We start from the raw sequence: 26,168 nt of genomic DNA, 5'->3' as shown, positions 1-26,168 counted from the left end.
AAGCAATTTATTTTGTTGTTTCTGTATACATTATAACCGTGTAAACGTTTTATTTATATCAAATTTGTAACATAAATATCATAAAAGTGTTTAATATTGAATTTATGAAAGAGTATAAAAATATGAAAACAGACCCACTTGATATTCAAGCAGGTCTGTTTATTCGGAAGTTATTATAAGAAAGTGACTATGAATGATTACATCTATATTATATACTTTACTGTAAAATAGTTATATCAGTATTCAATTATTTATATCAAATAATTATCGTAAATAGGATTTTATGAGCAAACATCAATTTATGAAACTCGACACAAAAAAACAAGCTCGGCAAACGTGACCGAGCTTGTACAAAAATGGAGTTATATGAAGAAATTATCTATCAAAGATACTTTACCAGTTCATCGAGAACGCTGTCAAGATGTCCGTCAACAAAGCCATAGTCTACGCCCTTGTATGACCAAGCCGCTCTGCCAATAGAACATTTCTCAAAGGCACTGCTTATATCCTTATACCAATTAAGCGTATTTTCAGCAGACGCAAGGTTTATGACGCCGTATTCACCGCAATACATAGGAACATTTCTTTCCTCTGCGACCCTTACAGCCTCAGCAAATCTTCCCATAAAATAATCAGGCGTAAATTTCTCTGTTTCGACTTCCTCGTATGTCTGCATATATTCAAGACCAAGACGCTTTATCTCACTTCTGTATTTTGGTACGCTGCCCGGATAATCCATTCTGAAATCTCTTGGCATCTCATCTACCCAATAGGCAGCCTGATGAGTGAAAAGAAATGGGTCATAGCAATGGAAAGTATAAACTATATGCTCGTCATACGGCTTATCAAGGTCTTTCATTGAATCGATAGAGTTGTTCCAATAGCTGCCCACAATAATATTTATATCAGCACTGTATTTTCTAATAAGCTTTATGGCATTTTCAGCGATAGCATTCCACTTTGTGCTGAATTTAGGGTCAGTTACCTCATTGAGAAGTTCAAAAGAAATTCTGTCAGAATATTTGCTGAAACGCTTTGCAAACTCCTCCCAAAGATCATAGAATTTCTGCTGAAGTTCAGCGTTATCAAAGAATCCGCTTTCAGCCTGAGCCTTGTCAAAGAAAAAGCCCATTGTCTTATGCAGGTCAAGTATCATATTGATACCGTTATTTCCGCACCAATCGATACACTTCTGAACATACTCAAAGCCGCTCTCTATAAAGCCGTTTTCGTCCTGAAAGATATTATAATCAACAGGCACTCTAACGTGGTCGCAGCCCCAGCCTTTTATGCGCTTGATGTCCTCTTCCGTAATAAAGTTATCAAAATGTTCCTTGCTGTAATCGCATTGTGACAGCCAGCCTCCGATATCAACGCCATGCATATAACCATTAAATTTTCTCATATTTTTACCGTCCTTTCTGATATAAGTTTTGTTTACAGTTATATTTTAGCACTATGTGATCGAAAATTATATCATAATTTTAATATTCGTGTAAAAATCGTAATGTCATTATGGTGTGCTAAATATATTTCGCAGTAAATAAAGCAAAGAAAATGGCGTAAAATTTTTCATCATAACAAGACCTAATAAAGAAAAGATCGAATTAAACCAGATGCTTTAATATGATACTATTTCCGCCGTCAATAGTCGCCAAAAACTGGGCGTATCAAAAACATCAGCAAGCAGATGTTTTGATGAAATAGAATACTTGAATATGAATATTCTTGACACCAAAGGCAAGTCACGAGCTATCACGATTCCGCCTGATGTAAAGCAGCTTTGGGAACAGATACAGCGTATTTTGAGAGACCCTGTTATCAGAAGATATGCGTTTCCTGATGATATTCATTTAGGAAAAAAAGGCCGCAGAGGAGAAGAAATTGGTTGTGTAGTTCTTGAACTTGGCTATTTCATTGACCGATGAAGAAAAGCAGGACGAAAGAGTAATGATATCTATAAATGAAATGTTGGAGGAATATGTGTGGTAAAAAATTATGACGTGATAGAGGTGTTACATAGGGTTTTTGGATGATAGAGTGTTGCTGAATCATTATGTGGCAGAAGAAAGAAATATAAAAAATGCTGTGGAAAATAAAATATTTTAATGCAAAACCGCCGCAGGTCACGAATCAATGTGACCTGCGGCGGTTTATTTTCATATACAAACCCAAACCCCACGCTAACTCTCTCACTTTTTCCCCTACTTCGATAACCTCCGAAACTCCAAAGGAGAAACACCATAAGTGTCCGCAAAAACCTTGGCGAATTTTCCTTGGTTTTCATACCCCACCGCACTTGCTATCTCGATGACCTTGAGATTGGTGGTTTCAAGCAGTTCGGCGGCTTTTTCCATTCTCTTCTTTCGGAAGTAGTTCAGATAACTGTCGCCAAGGATACCTTTCACATAAAACTTGAAACTGCTCTCGCTCACGCCGAACCGCTCAGCCAATTCTTTTGCAGTTATGCGAGTTGTCAGGTCGCTGAGTATCAGCGCTTCAGCCTCCTTGACCATAGCTATCTGTGAGCGTGTGAAATAGGTGTCCGTTTCGCTTTCGGCAGGCATTGACATTATTTCATACAAAAGGCGGACAGTCAAATATCGCAGCGTTCCTATCTCTATATCGTCCTTTCCGTCCCAAGCGTCTTTCACAAGGGCACGGAGCGTGTCATTCATCTGATGAAGATACAGCCCGTCCTTTTCGCAGAATATTTCTACTATCTGTTCCAATGAAATGCCCAACGCCGAGAGAAAGTCCTGTCCGTTTTCATCACGCAAAATGTCAAGGTCCAAATAGAGCTGTATTCCCTCGTACAGACTTCTGGGGTAGTAAAAGTCCTTTGTGGGCATTACTGTACTTATGCAGACCTGATTTTCCTTAACAATGGCATAACGTTTCTTGGCTAGAGAAACATCACATCGGCCGTGAATACAAAAATTGACGATCAGCATTCGTTCTCCAAAGATTGAGCCGTCTCCTTTTTCCCAGCTGCTTGTGTAGATCTCGTTGAACGAAAGCCGAATACCAGGTGCCAATGTGTAAAGAGCCAACTGTCCCTCGGCTCCCTTATGAAATATTGATTTTTGACTTAGAATTTCCATAATACTATTATAACATTAACAAACGAGATTCGCAAGAAGCTGAAAACAATTCATTGCTAAACGGGCTTAAATTATGTAAATGGATTTTACAGTATTCATATTTTGTGGTACATTATTATGCAGTTATAGTTTACTAACCACATAATAATGAAATTGGAGGAAGTAATATGAATGCGATCGCACTTTCCGATGCAACGCCTGGCAGCAGGTATTGCATTTGTGAGATAAAAGAAGAAAACCGCTTAGTCAACCGACTGTCCTCGATGGGTCTGCTTTGCGGCAGTACCATTGAGGTGTGTCAGAATCATAAGAAACAGCCTGTTCTGATCTTTGCAAGAGATACACTTGTTGCGATCGGTCGGGAAGAAAGTAAAAAAATCATGGTGGGAGGTGCTGACAAATGAGTAACTGTGAAAACTGTCCGTCAAACAAGAACTGCAAATACCACGGCAGCAGTCAGCTTTACAAAAAGGACGGCGACACCCCTGTTATCGCCCTGCTTGGACAGCCAAACTCAGGCAAATCCACTATTTTTAATATGATGACCGGCTCTCATCAACACGTTGGCAACTGGCCCGGCAAGACGGTTGACCAAAAAGAGGGAGAATGTAAATGGAACGGCAAGCGTTTGATAATTGCCGACCTCCCGGGCAGCTACTCTCTTTCCGCAGGCTCAGATGAAGAAGTCATCACACGGGATTATATTGCCGCAGGAAATGCTGACCTTGTGGTAGTTATGGCAGACGCCTCGCAGTTAAAACGCAGCCTGTATATGCTGGCGGATTTTGTTGGAATGAAAGTTCCTGCCATTCTTGCCCTCAATATGATAGATGTTGCCAAGGGTCAGGGCATTGCCATTGATACAGCCGCACTTTCGGAAAAGCTTGGCGTTCCTGCTATTCCAATGTCTGCCATACGCAAAAAGGATTATCGTGTACTTTACGAGAGCATTGAAACCGCCCTAGCACAGAAACCGATGATTGAGGGAGAAACAATGACTACCGCCAAGGAGAAAATGGCTTACATTGATGCTCTGCTAAATGGAGTTATCACAGCGGATAAGGACGCTCATAGTGCTTTCAGCAAATTCGATAGGCTGGCACTTTCACCCGTTCGTGGAAAGCTAATGGCTTTCGGCATTATTTTGGTGATATTCCTTTTGGCAATGATTTTTTCAGGCATTGTTTCGAGCATTGCGGCGTCAGCGTTGACGCCTATAAGCGGAGTATTACGCAGCGGAATGAAAGCAATTTCAGTACACCCATTGCTCATTTCTCTCATCTGCGATGTTCTTATCAATGTGCTGTATTTTGCACTAATGATGGCGTCGTTCGTACTTGGCATTACACTAGGGTTCAACCTTATGGAGGAGACTGGCTACCTTGCCCGTATCTCATTTCTGTTCGACCATACAATGTCCAAAGTCGGACTTCAGGGCAAAACGATAATGCCATTTTTTATGGGTCTTGGCTGTACCATTGCAGGCACTACAGGTACTCGTGTGGTGGATAACTGGGGACAGCGAGTGCTGGCTATTGCTATGAGCTGGGCAGTTCCTTGTGCGGCGACCCTTTCCGTTGTGCCAACTATCGCCATTGCATTGTTTGGCAGCACAGGCGGATTTCTCGTAATGGTATCTATCTTCCTATTTATGTTCCTTATGATGTGGGTGGTCTACAAAGTGTTCGGCAATTCTCTTGCGCCAAAGGAGGAACGAGTAGGACTTATTATGGAGCTGCCGCCATATCATAAGCCTGCGATAAAAAACACGCTGTATGTGACGTTCCAACGCACTTTGGATATTTTTCTCCGTGCACTCAGGATAATATCCCTTGTATCTATCGTGTTCTTCGTGCTGACCTACGGTTTCGGCGGCAATGCAGAAAACAGCATACTTTACAAGCTTGGCGTTTTGATAGAACCTTTGACAAAGTTCTTCGGAATGAAATGGGAGGCGTTCCTTGCATTCTGTGCCTCGACGATCTCAAAAGAATCTCTTCTTGGCGTACTGAACACACTTTACGGAGCTGGCGGCAGTTTGGTAAGCTCCACTTTCGGTGCAAAGGTATCAGGAGCTGCTGCGGCAAGTATCTCGGATATCCTCTCCGCCAACTTCACCAAAGCTGAGGGTCTGGCATTCATCTTTGCAATAAGTTTCAATATGCCTTGCATTAGTGCTTTGGCAGCAACTGCAAGAGAAACGCATTCTGCAAAATGGACCGCCAAGATAGGTGTATTCTACACCCTTGCGGCATTGCTTATCGCTTGTGTTGTTTATCATATTGGAGTGTTGATCTTTTGAGTAGTGGAAGTGTGAGTTAGCAGATCACACTATACTTTTTAACATATAGACGGAAAAAGTCGGCATTACCGCTTTATGTGAGTATACATTGCTGTCAGATAATAATTATACTACCTATGTGGTGACAAAAAAAGCTGGCTGATGGCATAGTTCTATATTATAGTAAAATACAACAACCGCAGTAGGTCACGAATTGATGTGACTTACTGCGGTTATGTTTATATTACAGAAAAAACTACCCTGTGTTTAAAGGTTCTAACTATGTTTTAAAGTTACAATACATCCATAATATTGTCTGTCCATAATTCACACTGTGTCATAACCGTTTGCACTGCATCTTCCATACCCTCTGGTGGATATTTGTGCTTTTTTAATAGTTTCTTTATGAGCATACGCATTTTAGCCCTTGCGGAATCCCTCTTTTGCCAATCAATTGTTCTGTTCTTACGCAAGGTATCTGCTAGTTCTTTAGTAATTGCAATCAGTTCTTCATTTTCATAGAAGTCCTTTATTGCCTGTGGCTTTGTCAATGCATCATAAAAAGCCAATTCATCAGCAGTTAATCCGAGCTGATCACCTTCTCTATTAGCTGCGGCAATCTGTTTTGCGAGATTAAGCAGTTCTTCTATCACCTGTTCATTAGTAAGCATACCATTCAGGTAAGAATTCATTGCACGCTGAATAATTTCGCTGAATTTCTGAGATTTTACAACATTGGTGTGACGATAAACCTGAACCTGCTCTGAAATAAGCTTTTTCAGAAGTTCAACCGCAAGATTTTTTTCTTTCATTCTCGAAATTTCTTCGAGAAATTTTGAATCAAACAATGAAAATTCTTTATCAACATCAGAGAATAAATTAAGCACACCTTCGCTTTTTATACTAGCTTTTAAGAGTTCATTGATACGTTCATTAATCTCAGGCAAAGATATTTTATTGCCTTCACCTTGATTCATTAACCTTGTTACAAGAACTCGCACCGATTCAAAAAAAGCCGCCTCAACTCGCATATCTTTTTCTGCTAAAGAAGAACAGAGTGATAACGCCTGCTTTAAAAGTAGTCCTTCCTTTAGAAAATCTTCTCGCTCTCGTTTCTTATCAACACTAACGATAAAATTTACAGCGCCGCTAATTGCTTTTGAACGTTCCAAATCAGTACCACTAATAAACCTTGAATAATCATATCCATTAAATATATCCTGACAAATAGAAAGTTTTTCAAGAAATTTAGGGTAAGCTACCTTAGCAACATCAGTATCACCATAGTTTTTCTTGTCACGAGCTGTATAATCATTCATAGCCTGTTTCAATGCAGATGCGATACCTACATAGTCAACAACAAGACCGCCTTCTTTATCACCAAAAACACGATTTACTCTTGCAATGGCCTGCATAAGATTATACCCCTGCATTGGTTTATATACATACATCGTTGCAAGTGACGGCACATCAAAACCTGTAAGCCACATATCTACAACAATGACGATTTTGAGCGGACTGCTGTTATCTTTAAACTGTTTTGCCAATTCATCTCTATGATGTTTATTTCCGATAATCTTATTCCACTCTTCAGGATCTTTGTTACTGTTTGTCATAACGACAGCAATTTTATCCTTCCACGAGGATCGAAGATCTAATATCTTCTTATATATCTTCATAGCTATTGGACGAGAATATGCCACAATCATAGCCTTACCGGTCAATAAATTTGCACGATTGTTTTCATAATGGTAGAGAATATCATTCACAAGTGAATTGATCGTCTGGTCATTACCGAGAATTGCTTCCATTTGACCAAGCTCTTTTTTACTTTTCTCAATAACTTCAGGATCGGCATTATTGGCCATTATATCATATTCTTGATCAATAAGCTCTAATGTTTTTTCATCAAGTTTAAGCTTTACTACACGGCTTTCGTAATAAACAGGGCGTGTCGCACCATCCTCCACGGCTTGTGTCATATCATAGATATCGATATAATCACCAAATACTTCACGAGTGTTACGGTCTTTTATAGAAATAGGAGTGCCAGTAAAACCAATGAAGGTCGCATTTGGTAAAGCATTTCTAATGACACGAGCAGCTCCAATTTTGATTTCACCTGTTTCGGCATCAATTCGCTCTTTTAAGCCATATTGACCACGATGTGCCTCATCTGCCATAACAACAATATTTCTACGCTCCGAAAGGCAATCAAAAGACTCTTCAAATTTTTGCATTGTCGTAAAAATAATGCCATTGGCCTTTCTGCCATTTAGTAATTCTTTAAGATGTGCTCGACTTTCAGCCTGTACAGGATCTTGACGAAGAAATTCTTTACATTTAGCAAATTGTCCATAGAGCTGATCATCCAAATCGTTTCTGTCAGTTATTACTACAATGGTTGGACTTTCAAGTGTCTCTTGTAAACGATGAGCATAGAAAACCATTGACAGTGATTTTCCGCTGCCCTGTGTATGCCAGAACACACCGCCCTTGCCGTCTGTTTCAGTAGCGTGTTTGGTCGAAACTACAGCTTTATTAACCGCAAAATACTGATGATATCCAGCCAATATTTTAAATTGCAAAGTACCTTCATTTGAAAAGCAGATAAAGTTCTTTATGATATCCAAAAGACGTTTTTTTTCAAAGATGCCTTCAAAAAAAGTATCAAATTGAGCGTGCTGGGTGTTTTCGTAAATTCCGTCCTTGGTTTTCCATTTCATAAAACGATCCTCGCCAGAGGTGATTGTGCCAGCTTTTGAGGTCAGTTGATCACTCATCACACATATTGCATTATAGATAAACATAGAAGGAATTTCCTGCATATAGTTTCGTAATTGCTTATATGCTTCAGATGCATTGGTTTCTTCACGTGAAGGCGATTTAAGTTCAACTACCACTATCGGCAACCCGTTCAAAAACAGAATTATATCTGGGCGTTTATTGCTGTTCTCAATAAAAGTCCATTGATTTGCAATAACAAAAGAATTGTTGCCAGAATTCTTATAGTCTACGAGATAGACGATAGAAGAACGTTCTTCACCGTCGACAGAATATCTTACAGAAATACCATTTTGCAGGTAATCCATAAAAACAGAATTTTTTTGTACGAGCTCTCCATTTTCAAAGTTTTTAAGTTTAAACAATGCATCCCGTATAGCGTCATCAGGCAGACCTCTATTTAAACGATAGAGCGAATCAAGTAAAATTTCTTCATATAATGGACTATAAAAGTCTCTTTCCACATCAGGACCATATACATACTCGTATCCTAAATCATTTCTAAATAGCTCGATTATTGAATTTTCATAATTGGCTTCGGTATATAATCCCAGCATAAATCTCTCTCCTTCATTTTTCTAAATTCATTAGCATATTTTTCGCATTGCCTGCACTCTTGAAGTATTCTGTTTCTTCCGTGTCCATTGCATATAAATAAATTTTGGCGTCTCCGCTCAATAACGAGAGTGAATATAGTAAATCGTCTTTTTTATACAATTCAGTTTTAATCTCGGCAGGTGCTATCATTCCAGTACCAGTTATTTCGTCTCTAATTTTAGTCATTTTTTGTTTGTTCCAATTGGAATTTTTATCTTTTACACATATTCCTAAATATGTGATAGATACATTTCTTGAGCCAATGTTTGCAGCATTAACCGAAATTCCCACTAAGTTACTAGTAACTTCTCCGGTGATAGTATTTTTAGAAAAAGCTACATCGAAAGATGAAGTCAATTTTAGCTTTTTCTTGTATGGCAATCTTGCTGTTCTTATTGATACAACAATAGCTATTACACTTAACAAAAGTCCTATTATAGACAAAATTGCAGTAATAAAGCCATTATTTTCATTACACCATTTTATAATTAGTCCCATACAAACTTCCTTTCTATTCTAAACAATAATTTAGCGGCTTAGAGGTCAATGTTAGAAACATCAAGTTCGCCAGACATTAGTTTTGGAAGCAGTGTGTCTCTTAGTTTGGCAAGATTTTTGTTTTCTATTCGATTTGCGATAATTAAATCATAAATTGGCTGAAGCAAAGTTCCGATTCGATTGTAGTCTGTCTCATTAGGTATGAGAACATTTGCTTTTGAAAGTTCATCACGTTTGATGTGTCCCATTGTTGTAGCTTTATCAGTAGCAACAGCAATAAAGCGATTAAGATGGTGCTTTGTCCAAGCATAATAGAACCACTTATCATATTTGTTTGATGTTACTTTGAACAAATGCTGATTTAAGCCGCAAATACCGTCACACCAAAAATCGACTAACAAACTACCTGACCAAGAGAAGATAACATCGCCATCACGAATGATGTACTCACTTTTAATATTTGGAGAACACAGTTCGCTGTTATCATCACAACAGCCTTGACGAAGTTCCTTAATTTTAAGAACCGGAATGCCTGTTTCGTCAGCAGTTGGTCGATATTTTTGCATAGCAAGACCGTTTCGATAGTCTGCAATATCTATCAAACTAGCTTGTTTCCAACTATCAGGCAACGTCTCAAGCGTTAAAAACTCATTTGAAAAGATAGCCTGAGCTTGCTGCTCTAAATTATTGTTTATCTTGTTGTTTAGTTCAATTTTGTCATCAAGTGCAGATAGCACAGAGGCAATTTTGCGTTGGTTCTCTATTGGCGGATATGTAACGGGCACTTCACCCATAAACTTAGTGTTAATTGATGGCATTGTAGCTCCAGTAGCTATTCCACGTACAAATTGCTTTGTTGATTCAAGTGTGAAATAGTAATAAAGATACTGTGAATCAATTTCAATAAGCGGGCGTACCCTTAGACAACGCCCTGAGAACATCCAGCCATCATATTCATCACTAACATAGGAACAGCGGTCTACCGAACCGACACGACTAAACACAACATCACCCTCTCGCAAAGTATATTTGCTGAGGCGCTCTTTGTCCGCGTCAGAAACACACGGCAAATTCTGCTCCGTAAATTTTTTCTTGCCCAAATGTTCAACTGTCACAATTGGAGTGCCAGTCTGAACATAATCATCTTTATGTAGCTGACTGCCAAAAGGCCCAGTTTGTATGTCCGCGAGGGCAGAAAGAGGCTTCATTATAAACTCAGATTTCATATCCAATCGCCCCCAACTTCTTTCTAATCTCGTCCTCTAGTTTATGGGATTTCGCAAACATCTCCGACAGTTCCGATGTCAGACGTGCCATTTTCTCCTCAAACGGCTCTCCATCATCTTCTTGCTCCTCAATTCCAACATAGCGACCCGGTGTGAGGATATAATCCTGCTTATCTATGTCATCATTAGTTGCCACTTTGCAGAATCCTTTTACGTCTTTAAGTGTACCTTCTTGAAATGCAGTAAATGTATCTGCTAATTTTTGAATATCATCATCTGTAAAATCTCTGTGTTTGCGGTCAACCATATGGCCCATATTTCGTGCATCAATAAACAATGTTTTACCATTCTGCTTTTTGTTCTTTGTGATGAACCACAGGGTAACAGGTATTGTGACACTATAAAAAAGTTGTGTAGGGAGAGCAACTATTCCTTCAACAAGACCATCTTTAATAATATTCTTTCTGATCTCACCTTCACCGCTTGACTGCGATGATAATGCACCATTTGCAAGAACAAGTCCGATCTTTCCATTTGGTGCAAGATGATGTATCATATGCTGAATCCACGCATAGTTGGCATTGCCGGCAGGTGGTATTCCGTACTTCCAACGGACATCATCTTTGAGTTTTTCACGACCCCAGTTCGAGAGATTGAAAGGTGGATTTGCCATAATAAAATCTGCCTTCAAAGTTCTATGTAAGTCATTGAAAAAAGTATCTGCATGATATGGTCCAAAATCAGCGTCAATACCTCGAATAGCCATATTCATTTTTGCCATTTTCCAGGTATCAGCATTAGACTCTTGTCCATATACAGCAATCTCACCACGTTTGCCACTATGTGCCTGAATAAACTTTGCACTCTGTACAAACATACCTCCAGAACCACAACAAGGATCATATACACGACAATTTTTAAAAGGCTTGAGAATTGCAACAATAGTTTTTACAATACTTGCAGGCGTATAAAACTCACCACCTTTAACACCCTCATAAGCAGCAAACTGCTGAATACAATACTCATATGTTCTACCAAGAAGATCTTTACTCTCCTCAGTATCATCCATATTCATATTTGTAAATAAATCAACAACTTCGCCTAATACACGTTTATCCAGATCCGGACTTGCATAGTTTTTAGGCAGCACATTCTTTAGTGTTTTATTCTCCTTTTCGATTGCTCTCATAGCATCATCTATAACTGTACCAATCTCAGGAGTATGAGCAGCAGCGGCTATTTTCTCCCAACGTGCATCTTCAGGCACGAAGAAAATATTCTCCTCAGCATAAGCATCTTTATCATCTTCAAAACCGTCGCCCTCATCCACTAGCTGCTGGTATCTTTTTTCAAAAGCACTTGAGATATATCTCAAAAAAATCAGTCCTACGATTACTTTCCTGTATTCAGCCGCTGGAATATGTCCCCATAATACGCAAGCAGCATCCCAAATCTGTTTTTCAAAGCCAATATTGGCATTATTCTTTTCGGCCATAGCATTCACCTCATCAAATCTATAATAACGGAAAGGCATTATTTGTCATATTATATCACATTTTGTGCAATCAGTCAAGTTAAAATGCGGAATTTCCGAACTTTTTGCAAAAATCGAACAAAAAATCTACCAGCATAATAAAGCTATACATAAATAGTCTTCAACTAAAACAATATAAATTTTATTTTTCTGTTCTAAATTTTATTTTTCAGTTCTAAATACATTGACAAACCTACCATTATGTGTTACAATGTACCAGTAATAATTAGTATAATAAGTGTGCCTACCACATACATAAAAACATAATCAAACACTTAGAGCTATAAGCTCGTACATATTATCAGGCACGATTTAAAACAACGGGATCACTATATCCTGTTGCCGAATCGTGAATCTGAAATATGTGCGAGCTTTTTTTGTTTGTATAAATTACATATATAATAACGGCAACTTGAAAACAGAATAGGAGGAATGATAATTTGAAAAAACTTAGCACAAGATCCTGTGAGGAGATCATGACCACTGTGTATAAGCCTGTTGAGTTCGTTGTGGACGGCTTGATCGCACAAGGTTTGTATATCTTAGCAGGAGCACCAAAAGTCGGAAAATCGTGGTTGGCACTTGATATGTGCTTGTCAATAGCGAAAGGAGAAAATGTTTTAAGTCAGAAAACATTGCAGGGCACAGCATTGTATTTGTGCTTATAGGATAGCTACGTTCGTATTCAAAATCGCTTGTATGAAATAACTGATGTGCCGACTGAAAATTTATACTTCTCTGTTATGTATGAGTCAATAGGCAACGGACTTGAAGAGCAAATCGAAAGTTTTAAAATCGAACATTGCGATCTGAAGATCGTGTTCATTGACACTCTGCAAATGGTTCGCAGCGATACTGATTCAAGCTATGGTTCAGATTACAAAGAGCTGTCTATGCTGAAAGCACTTGCGGACAAGCTTGAAATCGCAATAATAGTTGTACATCACACCAGAAAATGCAAGGATACCGACCCATTCAATATGATCTCAGGAAGTACAGGAATCAGCGGTTGTGTTGACGGAAGTTTGGTGCTTATTGAAAACAAGCGTGGCAGTCGCATTGCTAAATTGTTCTGTGTTGGACGTGATATTGAAAACGCAGAAATTAATTTGCAGTTCGATAGTGATTTGAAAAAGTGGGTCGTTACCGATGAGCCGACCGCTCCAAAAAGTAAGGACAACATTTTTCTTGCAGCGTTGTATGTTTATCTTCAAAGTCAAATTGATTTTGTTGGTACGGCTTCGGAATTAGTAACTGCTTTAAAAACTGTATCTGATGAAAGATTTTATCCCAACAGAGTTACAAGAGATTTTGTTCAAAACGGCTATACTCTCAGGAAATATGGGATTAATTTTCAGTACAAGAGAACTAGAAACGGCAGGCTGATAATTCTTCATTACGACCGTGAGCGTGACAGTAGTGACAGTAAAAACACTAACTAAGTTACTGTCAACAAGCTGATTCAAAAAGCCTGAAAACCTTGTTAAATCTTGATTTGCAGAGTGTGACGGTAAAATTCAAATAAAAGTTTTACTGTCAACCCAAATCAGCAAACGTGTGGCGATCTGTGGGCTTTAGTTTTCAATCGGGTAAGTTTAGCAAAGCCAAAGGGAAAACCCACACAAGCGATTTGTGAGCCGGTGTGGGCGATAGAATCAACCAAAATAAATTGTCAAAGCGAATAATCAGTTTGAGGCCTTCGGCAATCTGCACAAATACCCGATATGCAGAAATTAAAGTAAACCGAATTATTCTCTTGCAAGTTAAAGTTTCGGGGTCGCAGCCCCCGAAACACTCACAGCGGACGAGCAAAGCTCGCCGCAAAAGTGCCGAAAATACACAGTTTTTGCAAAGCCTTTGTGCATATTTTTTATGGGGTCAAGATACGGCTTTCAAAGGAAAATAGGGGTCGCAAGTTACAGAAATCACGCTCAAAGGGGCGTAAATACGAACTTTGCAATAGAAGTCACAGGGCAGTCAATCAAAAGCACAGACAATAAAACCATATAGAAACGAGGCGATAAAGCAAAATGTGCAAATTGATTAACACTATACAAAAAGGGCAAAAATCGTAATAAGGAGTGTTGCTTTTGCAGATAATCAAGAACGAGAAATCAGGCATCGCTCAGATCTGGCTGAGCAATGCTGAACAACATGAGAGAATTATGAATACTACGTTTTAAGTGACAGTATCTAAAAGTGAGCCCAAAAATTCAAATAGGCTCTTAACAAGTGTTCTAATGCTATAATAGAACTGTATATAATCCAATAGAAATTTTAATCAACAGGTTTATCGCACAAGGTCTGTATATCTTAGCAGGAGCACCAAAGGTCGGCAAATCGTGGCTGGCACTTGATATGTGCTTGTCAATATCAAAAGGAGAAAGTGTTTTGGTCAAAAAACATTGCAGGGTACGGCGTTGTATGTTTTAAGATGAAAAACTTATGACCAAGTATATTTTAACTGTAAAATACTCGAACGTTTATCAAAATATGTATAAGCACTTGCTCTAACTTTAAGCTGATTCATAGATGTAACTCCAAACGAAAACTTACCATATTTGCATAATAAAATTTTTTTTGCAAATAATATTACTGCAATTTTGAATTTAATTTGGAGGTATAAATATGAAAGCAACAGGAATTGTCCGCAGGATCGACGATCTCGGCAGGGTAGTTATCCCAAAGGAGATCCGCCGCACCATGCGTATTCGTGAGGGCGACCCCCTTGAGATCTACACAAACCCCGACGGCGAGGTCATTTTTAAAAAGTATTCGCCTATCAACGAGCTTTCCGACGGCGCTTTGCAGGCTGCCGAGGTCATATCAAAGCTGGGCGGCGCACCTGCCGTCATATTCGATAAGGACCATGTCGTGGCGGTTTCGGGCGCTCCGAAAAAGGAGTATTCCCAGCGCAGGATATCTCCCGCACTGGAGGAAATGCTTGAAAGCAGAAAAAATTATGAGTATACCGATACAGCCGAGCGTGTCCGTCCGGTCGAGGGACTTACCGCCTGCGCACTTACTATCTCGCCTATTATTTCCAATGGGGATATCTCAGGCGCAGTTGCGTTTATGGCGGCGGACGATTCTCAGCACGTTTCCGAAAACCAGTCTATGCTCTGCAAAGCGGCAGCAATGTTCCTCGGCAAACAGATCGAAGAATAAAGCATTAAAATCGAAAAAACAGGGCGGTATATTTTCACCGCCCTGTTATTGTTTCTCACCCTGCTGAGCTTATCCTTTTTTATCTTCATTTTCATCCGAACTGACCGCAGCAAGCAGCTTTTCGTATATGTCTGGATAGCTGCGCTTTAATCTCACAGGCTTCAGATCTGCGCTTGTGAAACAATGTGACGTGTGCGCAACGCAGGAAATTTGCCCTGTGGTGACATTGAATATCTCATAGTCAAGCTCAAAGGCGCAGCCGTTGAACTTCACCAGTCTGCACCTTACTTCAAATTCATCTCCGAACCTGACAGGAAATTTGTAGTGCGTTTCCACCGACAGAACAGGTGATACAATGCCCCTCTTCTCTATCTCGCAGAATGGACAGCCTATCTGTCCCAGAAAATCCACCCTCGCTTCCTCCAGCCAGCGTACATAGTTTGAGTGGTGAACAATATCCATTCGGTCTGTTTCGTAGTAGTATGCCTTTCGTCTGTATGGTACTGTATCCATTTTTTATCATTCCTTTTTATTTTTATGTATTTATACTATTATAATAGTATAACACTTGTGTGTACCAAAATGCCAATGTTTTGTACTATTGTTTACACTTTTTTCACATTTTCTCTGCGTCAGTATAAACAGCGGAAAATCTTAAGATAGTATCTTTTTAGTTGACATCGCCGCCGAGATTTGTTATAATTAATTTGTGTAAAAATTATATATAGAAATATAAAAATAAATATTAAAATTTCATTGGAGCAAAAAAGGTAAAGACAACGAAAGGACAGATGAGTTTTGATTAAATTGAAACGCACTTTGCTTTCAGCTGCTGCTGCGCTATTTTTAGCCTGCACATTCCTGTCAGTAAGGTGCTTTGCTTTTGATTATTCCAAAATAACAGGCTCTACCGCCACAGGTGCAAATATTTCGGGATATTCTACTGCAATAGAAGTCAACGTCAAGGATTTTGGCGCAGACAGTTCAGGCAAAAAGGACTCCTATCAGGCTATACAGGACGCACTTTATTATGCCGTCGATAATGCCAGCGATACGGTCCAGCTCAAAGTTGTGATACCGGAGGGTACATATCTGATAAAACGTCCTCTGAAAATATACTCAAATACCTGGCTGTATATGAAAGGCGCAACTATCGTCCGTGGCTATTCAAAAGGCTTTATGTTCAAAAATGCCCTCCAGAACCCGTCGGGCGGATATAACGGTGAAAGAAATATCATTATCGAGGGCGGCTGCTTTGACGGCAATACAGATTCAAATTCAACAGCCTTTTCAAACGTCCGCCTCGGTCATATAAATAACCTGTGGATAAAGGACGTTGAGTTCAGGGATAACTATAACGGTCATCTTCTTGAAATAGGCGGCGCAAAGAACGTTACTATCGAGAACTGCTCCTTCCATGAGTATTACGGCGAAAAGCAGAAGGAAGCTATCCAGCTCGATACAATGAACAACAGCAACGTTTTCGTCCATTTTGCACCATTTGACGATACAAACTGCGAAAATGTTGTTATAAGGAATAATAAGTTCTATGACCTTATGCGTGGCTTTGGCTCACATTCCGCAACTATCGGCGTGTACTATAAAAATATACTTATCTCAGGCAATACCTTTGATAATATCACCGACTGCGCTATGATCCTGCAAAACTATAAAAACTGCCTTATCGAAAATAATACTATCACAAATACAGGCAGCGGAATAGATTTCAAGAATATGACAGAGTTTGAGTATGTCGGCTATAACCCGCCTGTGGCAGGCTATGACGGCATATATGACAGACTTAACAATAATGCCAATACTATTATAAGAAAAAATACTATAAAGACCCGTGTCACAAGCTATGTTCCCCAGCCTTTTGCTATCCAGCTCTACGGTAAAAAGCTTCAGGCAAGCATCTACCCCGATTTCGACTATAAGGTCGAGGGAGTAAAGATAAGCGACAACGATATAACTACCGTCGGCACAGCAATACTTCTTAACGATACCAAAGGCATACAGATAAGCTCAAATAATATCAGCTATGACGGCTCAGGATATCATTTCGATGCCGACCTCGTGGTGCTGCGTGGCTCGTCCGATTGTTCTGTCATAAAGAATAAAATAAACGGCGGACCTCAGAGCGCAATTTATACAGGCACAAGCACAAATATTACAGTAAAGGAAAATACCTGCTCTTCACCTGGAGCGTCTGGAGTTTTCGTTTCCCTCAGCTCAAATAAGATAAAGGTCACCTCCAATAAAATAACCTCACCGTCGGGCAACGGCATAAAGGTAACGAAAGATGCCTCCGCCGACCTTGAAAGCAACGTTATAGAAAACTCAGCCGCAAGAGGTATAATCTTTACCTCAGGTTCGGGCAGCGCAAAGAAAAATACCATAACAGGCTCGGCAAAGGACGGCATTATGGTAGAGGGCGAAGTGGAAGTCACCGTCAGCGGGAATACAGTCAGCGGCGGCGAACAGTGGGGACTTCACGCAAAGGATAAGGGCGTAGCCGTTGTAAGCGGCAATAACTATTCGGATAATAAATCGGGCAGCCTTACAGTTTCGGGCGGAGGAAATATCGCCGCCGCAGCGACCGAAAAGCTTACCGCCGATGAAGTTTATCAGGAGCATATCCAGCTTTCATGGACTCCTGTATCCGAGGCGGACAGCTATGTGATAGAAAGAAAGCTCCGTGATTCGGAGGAGGACTTCTATCAGATCGCAGAGGTTTACAGCGCAAGCTATGTTGACCTCGGTCTGACAATGAAAACAAGATATGAGTACAGAGTAAAAGGCATAATAGATGCAAACGGTACAAAGTGTTCGGGCAAAAATTCAGCCGTCCTCGATGTCAGAACAAAAGCGTCTATCGAAACTGCCACAGTCGACTTAACTCCAGTTATGAGATACAGCGGCAGAGAGATAGTGCAGAATTTCAGCCTTACCCTTGACGGCGATGTGCTTATCCCCGAAATAGACTATAAAACACGCTATTCAAACAATACCTCTGTCGGCACAGCCTCAGTCATAGTCACAGGCTGCGGTCAGTTCTGCGGAATAAAGGAGTTTACCTTTGAGATAAGCTTTTCCGACGGCGCATATGAAAGCGTCTATGCCGCAAATTCCTCACCTCTCAGAACAGGGGACAGCATAGTTTCCGAAAGCTCCTCCGCACAGGTGAAGATATTTACCGAGAGCAGTTTCGGCAAAAATGTGAAGAGCCAGAATATCCAGCCGCCTGAAAGCGGTTCAGCCGTTCAGAGATCAATGCTCGAAAGCAAGAAGAAAAGCGGTATGCTTATCCGTTCAAGACGTGTTTCGGGTTCAGCTCAGGGCAGGACATATGGTCTGTGGGTGTAAGTACAGTCCATTATTAGGCTTATCATTTTTTACAAAATGTTCACAAATCAAAAGCGTAAATTGTTTATCAGAGTAAACAAAATAATAAAGCCGGACATGATGTTCATATGTCCGGCTTTTGTTGTAAGATCGAAAACGTTTTGCCTGCGTAAATAGGCGGATTTTGAAATGCGCATTTTTGCGGTTATTGAAAACTTATGTTGATAGTGCTTATTAACAGTAATATATCTTTTTGTTAAAACTTCACATTTTACTGTGCTAAAGTGGGGTATTATGGAAGGAGGAAGGGTTAAAACTATTGACAATCAGAAAAGATAATGCTATAATGTTCATAAATTCAGTACAGTTTAAGTGAAAATAAATTTTGGAGCAGATTATGACTGAAAAGGAATTGCACAGACTTTCCAAAAGCGAGCTTTTAGAACTTATGCTCGCCGTAAGAAAGGAATATGACGAGCTGAAAAAAGAGAATGATGAGCTTAAAGAGAAATTAGCCGATAAAGAGGCACTGCTCAGCAGACTCGATTCCATAGAAAAGAAAGTCGCTGCCCTTGTCGGAGGTGTCTGACAGTGAGCGGCAAGAATTCAAAAATAACAACTGACAGCAAAATAGAAAAAGCATATGAACTGCCTCAGACCGAAGTGCTGGAAAGTGCGGTAAAGAAAATAAAAAGCCGCCGTGAGTATTTCAGGATCCTGAGAAGTACGGTGGCTTCTCTTATGGTAGTGGCAGCCGCAGCGGTTATCATATCAATGCTGTTTCTGCCTGTACTCAGGGTAACGGGTACAAGTATGACGCCGACCTTGCAGAATGACGAGCTTGTGGTGTGCCGCAAGCGTGGCAGCTTTGAAAAAGGCGACGTTATCGCATTCTATTATAATAATAAAATACTGCTGAAGCGTGTTATCGCCGTGGCAGGGGATATAGTGGATATAAAGGAAGACGGTACAGTGCTTGTGAACGGCAAGGAAATAGACGAGCCGTATGTAGACGAAAAAGCGCTGGGCGAGTGTGATATCACTCTCCCGTATCAAGTACCTGACGAAAGGGTGTTCGTTATGGGCGACCACCGCTCAACTTCCGTTGACAGCCGTACAAAGCGTATAGGCTGCGTGGCGGAGGAATCCGTGGTGGGACGTGTCGTTCTGCGTATATCACCGCTGAAAGAACTCGGCTGGATAAAATAACAGCAAATTTGTAACAGTATTGAAAGTATAAAACTAGAATTATGAATATATCGGATAAAATCTGTCCGAAGGGAGGAAACTGTTTTGCAGAATTTTGGAACTAAAGTTCAGCAATACTTGAAAGAAGATACGAAAAAGCGGCGGAGCAGAGTATGCGCCTTGCTGCTTGCGGCAGTTGTGGCTGTATCGGTGTTTGCCAGCCTCATTATGCCTGCTATAAGTGCCACGAGCGGAAGTGACGTTGTGGCGACCTCGTCAGAGCCCGTCGATTATGATTCAAAGACTTTTGTAGAGGTATTTAACCCGTCCAGCGTTGAGATAAAGGATGGAGAAAACTATCCCGGCACAGGTACAGGCGCTGACGAAACAAGACGTGTAAACCTCGGCATAAATTTTGAGTTTCCTAAAGGTGAGCTTAATTCAAGATTTATTTACTGTAAGCTTGGAGATAACGTTTCAATACCTGAGGGCGGACTTCCCGAAAACGACTGGGGCGAAATAAAGGATAATGAGAGCGGCTGGTCAGACCCGGACGAAACAGATCCGGATCAGCAAAAAGTTTCGGGTTATTATAAGATAATCAATATCAACGGCGAGAACTACATACTTATCGAATTCAAGGAAAAGTATGCTGCGAAGAACAATACTACTCTTATCAAGGGTCAGATCGAGTTCGAGGCTGATGTAAAGCGTAATGACGATGACCTTGATGAAACAGCAAAAGTTGTTATTGGTGATAAGACCCTCGTAGTCGATAAGTTTACTCCTCTTAAAGCGAATATGACTAAGGACGGCAAGGACCTCCAAGACGGAAATGTTGAGTGGACTTTAAAAGTCACTAACCCAAGAAGTGAAGTCCTTGACGAGATCACAGATACGGCCTTTGATGAAAATACAACGGTAACAGTAGATCCTGCCGATGCAGGTAGCTATGATCCCGCTTCAAAGAAGTTTATCTTTGCTGATGATTACAAGGGAAAAGAAATAACTATCAAGTATACATCGGCTTATCCGAAGGACGATCCTAACTTCTTTATGGACGGCAAGATAAAGAATAATGCTTCTCTTAAAAAGAAAAATGACAGCACTACGATCGATCAACAGAAAGAGCTGTATGTTTCAACAGGCGGTATAAAGAAAACAGGCAGCGTCGATTATAAAACAGGCGTAGTTACATGGACTATCGAGATAGAAAATAAATGCGGCGTAGACCTTAAGGATTATATCCTCAAAGATGAAGAGTTCAAGAACGCTATCGGCAGTATCACAATAAAAGATGATGGCGGTAATACTCTCTCCTATACAAAGGACGCTGATAACAGACTTACTATCGGCGAAAGCACAACTGCCTCAAAGCTGACCGTAGAGTATAAGACTCAGATGGATATTACTAAGGACTATATAAATGAAGTCCGTCTTCAGAAACCAGGTTCTCCTGAGAACAGCTGGGAAGGCAAGTATAGCAACTGTACAGTAAAGAAAGCCTATACTGTTGATAAGAACGCAAATGTAAATCAGGCAAGCGGAGTTTTCAGCTGGACTATCAACATCACAAGAAATGACAGCAGCCAGCCTCTACCGGGCGAAACAGTAACAGATAATATGTTCCAGTACGCAGGCGGCAAGGTAACTGTTGAGATCGGCGGAAAGACATATGACGTTACAGTAAATGCAGACGGCACGATAACTCTTCCTGATGCTGATACAGCAGGTGATTATTCCAGCGTAAAGATAACATACAACACCAATGCCTCAGACTATAATATCACAGAAGCAGAAAAGCAGAATGGTGTGAATGTAAAGAATACCGCAGGCATCAACGGCTATACAGATTATGCAAGCCCTTATTATAAGGTAAAAAATGAAATAAGCAAATATTACGATACAAATTCTGTAACACAGGCAAACGGCAAGGTAACATATAACTGGACAGTTGATCTGAAACAGTATAACGGTCAGTTCAAGGGTCAGACCCTCAACGATACAATGACCGCAGCTGATTCATCAAACAACAGCCTGTCACATACTATCGTAAACGGCAGCTTTAACCTTTATTATGATACAGACGGCGGAGAGAACTATTCAAATGTCCTCGATGACAGCCTGTATACAATAACAGTTTCCGCTGACGGCACACACTATGAGATAAAATTTGCCAATGATGCCGCTCTCGATAAGATAAGCAATATCAGAGTTACATATTCATCTCAGATAGATGTTTCTTCCCTTAACGCAGGCGACAAGGTAACATTTAATAACAAGGCTGAATATAACGGCAAAACAGGCGAGCCGGAGGCAAGTAAGAGAACATATAACGTCAAGGACGAGGGACAAGCTCCTTACGTTAAAATGGATCCTGCTACCGACTCGACAGAAACAACTATAAAGGATCTTGACGAGCTTACGACCGTTGAGTATAACGGCAAAACATATTATAAGTTCGACTGGAAAGTCAAGATCAATGAAAACGGCGAGTATAAAGCGGATGTAAATATAGTCCTTAAAGATACTCTTCCTGACGGAATGATACTCTATGAGGATTCAAGCGCACTGAAATTTACCAGCAACGGCGGTGCGTCCCAAGAGCTGACAAAGTATTCAGACAGATGGGGTGCATATTATACTTACTCCACCGACGATAATACAGTACAGTTTACTGTAAAGAATAACCAGCAGTATGTTACAGTGCTCTATTACAGCACACTCGCTGAGGTAAGCGCAGTAAAGGATCATATCAATAAGTACGGCAGCATAACATTCTCCAACTCTGTAAAGGACACTTCTGGTAAATATCCTGAAAGCTCACAGACACAGACCGTTAAGGAGAAAAACCTTACAAAGTCCTCATGGACGAAGAAGGAAGGCTGTGAGATAACCTATACTGTCGATGTAAACCCGAAGGGTCAGAACCTTTCAAACGGCGACACAATAAACCTCACAGATAAGATCACCTGCGGCAATACTGCTACAATAAAAGTCAAGGACGCAAATGGTAAAATAGTCGAAAAGACCGTAAATATCAACGGTAATGCGGCGGTCGATATGACGCTTATGACCGTTTCCGTTATCGACGCAGAAACGGGAAATGAGCTTTCGCCGAACGAGTACAGCTATCAGCTGACAGATGCAGAACCGACTACTGTTCAGTATCCGTGTACAAACACATTAGTGGGATATAACAAGTATAATTCTAAGGCAATATTCGTTCAGTTCAATATTAAGCCGAAAGCAGGCGCAGGCGGAGCAAGCGGAGATCTTGTTCTTAAAGTTCCTGACTCACTTCCTGACGGAGTTATCACAGGATATAGGATACTTTCGAGATGTGAAAAGGCAGACGGCAATTATCAGGATACAGGCACAGTTGTTAACTGGACAGAAGTAAAAGCCGATGATCATATCAGAAACATAACCATTCCGCTGACAGTGGACAATAATACTTATGAAACTGATAATAAGTATTATTATGTTGAATTCAGATACAGAAGTGATGACGGCAAAAGCGGCTCAAATACAGCAGACGTTATCGTTCCTACTGACAGCAACCTTTCTCTCATTGCAGATACACCTGTCTTTGAGAAAACCGAAAAGGAATATGTAAAGAAACTTGATATTACCGTACCTGACGAAAGACATCTCAAGATAGTCTACAAGTACAAAGGTCGCCCAGCCTCCAGCGAAGATTCAAAGAACGAAAGCTTCATTGTCGATTTGCTGAACAATGTTGCCTTTGAAACAGGCGCAACCTTTGAACAGGAAGATGCGGATAATAAGACGAATTTCGAGCTTATCGACCAGACAAAGGGTTCATCTACATATGTTGCACCTCTTAAAGTCGAAAAGGTCGACGGCGGAAACTACGTCGTAAAGCTTTCTGCAAAGTTCGAGCTTTATAAGTTTGCAAATACAGGCACAGAGGAAAATCCGAAGTACAAGTGGGTACCTGCGGTCAAGTTTGAACCAAGCTCCGACGGCGAACAGACAGTCGTAACTTGGGGAAATGCAGGCGACAGCGCAGCATCTTTCAATACTACCGATTCCGCAAATATCGGACTCCAGCTTGAACCTGCCGTAAAGGACGGCGAAACCGAAAAGGGCTGGCTCTACTATGTAAAGGAGATCGAAGCTCCGAACGGCTATCAGCTTGATGAAACCCCGATCTACTTCTCCTATCGTGTAAGACCTGAAGCATCTGCTCTCCCTTCTGGATTTACCGAGAGCAGCTATCAGTTCATCGAAAACGGAAATACTTTCAGAATAACAAACCTTCTGCAAAATATCTCTATTACAGCGAAAAAGATCTGGAGCGACGGTGATGCGAACCACGCTAACGATAAGGTAACATTCACCCTTTACAGATCTTTCACCAAAAAGACTGACGGCCTCCCGTCTGACGCAGAGGAATTCGACAAGAAAACTATCACAGCCAACAATGATTGGTCATACCTCTGGCAAAACCTCGCAGGCTGTGCAAGGGATTCAAACAACGTTTGGAAACCTTACTACTACTACGTTGTTGAAACGCACTATGACGTTGAAAACAACAAGACCTATGAATCCGTATATCAGGGCAACGCAGCCAGCAGAGACGGCGAGATCACAGTTTCAAACGCAGCTGATCTGACTATCGAAAAGCTGTGGCGTGACGAACTGGGTAAGGAGCTTGACGATAAGGATATCCCGCAAGATAGCCTCAAAGTTGAGATCTACCGCTCACTCACCGCACCGAACAGCCCGAACAGAGTGAATAACGATAAGGGGATCCCGCAGGACTGCACAACACCTTATGATACTATCACTTTGAAAAAATCGGAGAACTGGGTAAAAACTATCGAGAACCTCGATAAAAAGGATGCCGACGGAAATCCGTACTATTATTACATCGTAGAAAAGGATATCCCAGACGGATTCAGCGTTTCCTATACCTATTCAAATGATGCCTCCTATACAGGCAAGGATACGATAACGAACCGAAAAGTTCCTGTCAATATCAGCAAAGTTGACGTTAAGCTGCAAAAAGCCTGGTCTGACGGTGACAGCGTGAACCATTCGGGCGACACAGTAAAGTTCAATATCTACCGCTCAACAAATCTCAGCGACGTTCCTCAGAACTTCAACAGATTTGACGGAACACTTCCGACTGGCTCAAAGGTCAAGTTTGAAGTAGTTGATAAGGACGGAAATGCAGTCGCAGCTGACGGAACATTTGATACCGAGTATACTGTTGAGGGCTCTGCATCATTTGACTTTGCACTTGAATATGCATGGTTTAAGGGCTATGAAGGAAAGGTCACACTTGTAAAGAGTGACGGCACAAAACTTGCCGAAATTGAGTGTACAAACAAGAATGGCGATACTCTGACATGGAATCCGTCAAGCAGTGATTATGTAAGCGTTACAGATTATACGGAGTCATCTGATTGGCAGTATCCAAGCTTTAAACTGAACCTTACAAATATTAATGAAGATATCATAGTCAAAGTGCTTATCGAAGCTAACAGCAGTTCAAAGTACAAAATAACAGGCACAACAGCATCAAGCAGCGGCTCAGGTTCAACATCAGGCGGTACATCTGCCGAACTTTGGAGCGGCAGCAGTAACATCTCATCATGGGGCAGCACACAGGTGGTAAGCACCACTAAAGACGGCGGCTCTGTTGATGCGTCACAGTTCACGGACGGCGGTTATTTCTACGTTGAGCATACGGGAGATATCCAGCTTATACTTAAGGGTACAGCCAATGGTGCTTGGGACGATACAAACGTACTTAACTGGTGCAAGGTCGAGCCGACAGAAACTGGCACAGCCGCTAACGGCAATACATACAGCAAGTTCAGCTATGCTGATTGTATGAGTGCATTCCAGAATTATGACTTCGCCGATTATCTCTATAAAGTGTATGTCGGCGCTAAGGATAATTCAGCAACAGTTTACAGCGTTCAGTATGTATCAGCAAGCTCAGGTTCAGGTTCGTCAGGTTCAACATCATCTGATATCACCCTAAAACCTAGCGCAAACCCCGATACAAATAATGCTGACCTCCTCTACAACACCATAACCCTCACAGGCAGCGACAACTGGTCAAAGACCTTGACCCTCGAACAGAATGACGCCAAGGGCAATACATGGTACTATTGGATCGAAGAGGTAAGCTATAATAATCAGCCTGTGGACAAGTCATCATATAGGGTTTATTACAGGTATAACGGCGATGTTAATTCGCTGTATATAAACGCATCTGCCGACGATCAGTATGTGCAGGTGTACAACAACGTTCAGAAGAACACAGGCTTCCTGCCTGAAACAGGAGGCAGCGGAACACTTCCGTTCACAGTCGCAGGCGCTGCTGTATCGATTTCAGCAGCAGTAATGTTAGTTATTGATCGCCGCAAAAAAGGCGAACATAATAAATAATCAGAAAGGGA

At 40.9% G+C, this 26,168-nt stretch carries 18 protein-coding genes; 11 read left to right on the top strand and 7 right to left on the bottom strand.

The window, feature by feature from the left end:
- Nucleotides 1-382 precede the first annotated feature (382 nt).
- A complete protein-coding gene (locus Q0E19_RS07285; RefSeq protein WP_294408513.1) occupies nt 383-1,405 on the bottom strand; it encodes a cellulase family glycosylhydrolase in 1,023 nt (340 codons plus the stop codon).
- Nucleotides 1,406-1,718: 313 nt separating this feature from the next.
- On the opposite strand from Q0E19_RS07285, the gene Q0E19_RS07280 reads away from it, so the two are divergent.
- Nucleotides 1,719-1,928: a hypothetical protein gene (locus Q0E19_RS07280; protein WP_294408512.1), complete on the top strand. Its 210-nt coding sequence runs from the start codon at nt 1,719-1,721 to the stop codon at nt 1,926-1,928.
- 276 nt (nt 1,929-2,204) lie between these two features.
- Here Q0E19_RS07280 and Q0E19_RS07275 read toward each other — a convergent pair whose 3' ends face one another.
- Entirely contained in the window at nt 2,205-3,053 is an 849-nt protein-coding gene (locus tag Q0E19_RS07275; RefSeq protein WP_294408511.1) for an AraC family transcriptional regulator, read from the bottom strand.
- Nucleotides 3,054-3,271: 218 nt separating this feature from the next.
- Here Q0E19_RS07275 and Q0E19_RS07270 point away from each other — a divergent pair, with 218 nt between their 5' ends.
- Nucleotides 3,272-3,508 (top strand): FeoA family protein, encoded by a 237-nt coding sequence (locus Q0E19_RS07270; protein ID WP_294408510.1) that lies wholly within the window; start codon nt 3,272-3,274, stop codon nt 3,506-3,508.
- Entirely contained in the window at nt 3,505-5,406 is a 1,902-nt protein-coding gene (locus Q0E19_RS07265) for a ferrous iron transporter B (RefSeq protein ID WP_294408509.1), read from the top strand. The genes Q0E19_RS07270 and Q0E19_RS07265 overlap by 4 nt, the downstream gene beginning before the upstream one ends.
- Before the next feature lie 272 nt (nt 5,407-5,678).
- Here the strand turns inward: Q0E19_RS07265 and Q0E19_RS07260 are convergent, their stop codons facing one another.
- The 4 genes from Q0E19_RS07260 to Q0E19_RS07245 are packed head-to-tail and all read right to left on the bottom strand — an operon-like array spanning nt 5,679 to nt 11,985.
- Complete coding sequence (locus tag Q0E19_RS07260; protein ID WP_294408508.1) at nt 5,679-8,726, bottom strand: type I restriction endonuclease subunit R; 3,048 nt, start codon at nt 8,724-8,726, stop codon at nt 5,679-5,681.
- A 13-nt stretch (nt 8,727-8,739) separates the two neighbouring features.
- Complete coding sequence (locus Q0E19_RS07255) at nt 8,740-9,264, bottom strand: hypothetical protein (RefSeq protein ID WP_294408507.1); 525 nt, start codon at nt 9,262-9,264, stop codon at nt 8,740-8,742.
- A 38-nt stretch (nt 9,265-9,302) separates the two neighbouring features.
- Nucleotides 9,303-10,490 carry a restriction endonuclease subunit S gene (locus Q0E19_RS07250; RefSeq protein ID WP_294408506.1) on the bottom strand — a complete coding sequence of 396 codons (1,188 nt, stop codon included), beginning with the start codon at nt 10,488-10,490 and terminating at the stop codon, nt 9,303-9,305.
- Nucleotides 10,480-11,985, bottom strand: a complete 1,506-nt coding sequence (locus Q0E19_RS07245) for a class I SAM-dependent DNA methyltransferase (RefSeq protein WP_294408505.1) — start codon at nt 11,983-11,985, stop codon at nt 10,480-10,482. Before Q0E19_RS07245 ends, Q0E19_RS07250 begins: the two co-directional genes overlap by 11 nt.
- 479 nt (nt 11,986-12,464) lie before the next feature.
- Between Q0E19_RS07245 and Q0E19_RS07240 the strand changes: the two genes are divergently transcribed.
- From Q0E19_RS07240 to Q0E19_RS07225, 4 genes are all read left to right on the top strand, one after another.
- Complete coding sequence (locus Q0E19_RS07240) at nt 12,465-12,692, top strand: AAA family ATPase (RefSeq protein ID WP_294408504.1); 228 nt, start codon at nt 12,465-12,467, stop codon at nt 12,690-12,692.
- A 45-nt stretch (nt 12,693-12,737) separates the two neighbouring features.
- On the top strand, nt 12,738-13,466 hold the full coding sequence (locus Q0E19_RS07235; RefSeq protein ID WP_294408503.1) for a hypothetical protein: 729 nt from the start codon (nt 12,738-12,740) through the stop codon (nt 13,464-13,466).
- 826 nt (nt 13,467-14,292) lie between these two features.
- The gene (locus tag Q0E19_RS07230; RefSeq protein WP_365904810.1) at nt 14,293-14,457 is read left to right on the top strand and encodes an AAA family ATPase; all 165 of its coding nucleotides are present in this window, start codon (nt 14,293-14,295) and stop codon (nt 14,455-14,457) included.
- Nucleotides 14,458-14,652: 195 nt separating this feature from the next.
- Nucleotides 14,653-15,192, top strand: coding sequence for a stage V sporulation T C-terminal domain-containing protein (locus Q0E19_RS07225; RefSeq protein WP_294408502.1), 540 nt, complete (start codon nt 14,653-14,655; stop codon nt 15,190-15,192).
- A 69-nt stretch (nt 15,193-15,261) separates the two neighbouring features.
- Here the strand turns inward: Q0E19_RS07225 and Q0E19_RS07220 are convergent, their stop codons facing one another.
- Nucleotides 15,262-15,705, bottom strand: a complete 444-nt coding sequence (locus tag Q0E19_RS07220; protein WP_294408500.1) for a thioesterase family protein — start codon at nt 15,703-15,705, stop codon at nt 15,262-15,264.
- Nucleotides 15,706-15,990: 285 nt separating this feature from the next.
- On the opposite strand from Q0E19_RS07220, the gene Q0E19_RS07215 reads away from it, so the two are divergent.
- The 4 genes from Q0E19_RS07215 (at nt 15,991) to Q0E19_RS07200 (ending at nt 26,157) form a co-directional block, all read left to right on the top strand.
- A complete protein-coding gene (locus Q0E19_RS07215) occupies nt 15,991-18,558 on the top strand; it encodes a right-handed parallel beta-helix repeat-containing protein (protein WP_294408499.1) in 2,568 nt (855 codons plus the stop codon).
- 376 nt (nt 18,559-18,934) lie between these two features.
- On the top strand, nt 18,935-19,126 hold the full coding sequence (locus Q0E19_RS07210; protein WP_294408497.1) for a hypothetical protein: 192 nt from the start codon (nt 18,935-18,937) through the stop codon (nt 19,124-19,126).
- 2 nt (nt 19,127-19,128) lie between these two features.
- Nucleotides 19,129-19,746: a signal peptidase I gene (gene lepB / locus Q0E19_RS07205; RefSeq protein ID WP_294408496.1), complete on the top strand. Its 618-nt coding sequence runs from the start codon at nt 19,129-19,131 to the stop codon at nt 19,744-19,746.
- Between the two features lie 84 nt (nt 19,747-19,830).
- A complete protein-coding gene (locus Q0E19_RS07200; protein WP_294408495.1) occupies nt 19,831-26,157 on the top strand; it encodes a Cna B-type domain-containing protein in 6,327 nt (2,108 codons plus the stop codon).
- Nucleotides 26,158-26,168 lie beyond the last annotated feature (11 nt).

Origin of the sequence: uncultured Ruminococcus sp., assembly GCF_934476685.1 — a bacterium.
Lineage (GTDB): Bacteria > Bacillota > Clostridia > Oscillospirales > Ruminococcaceae > Hominimerdicola.
This window is presented reverse-complemented; position numbering and strand designations above follow the sequence as displayed.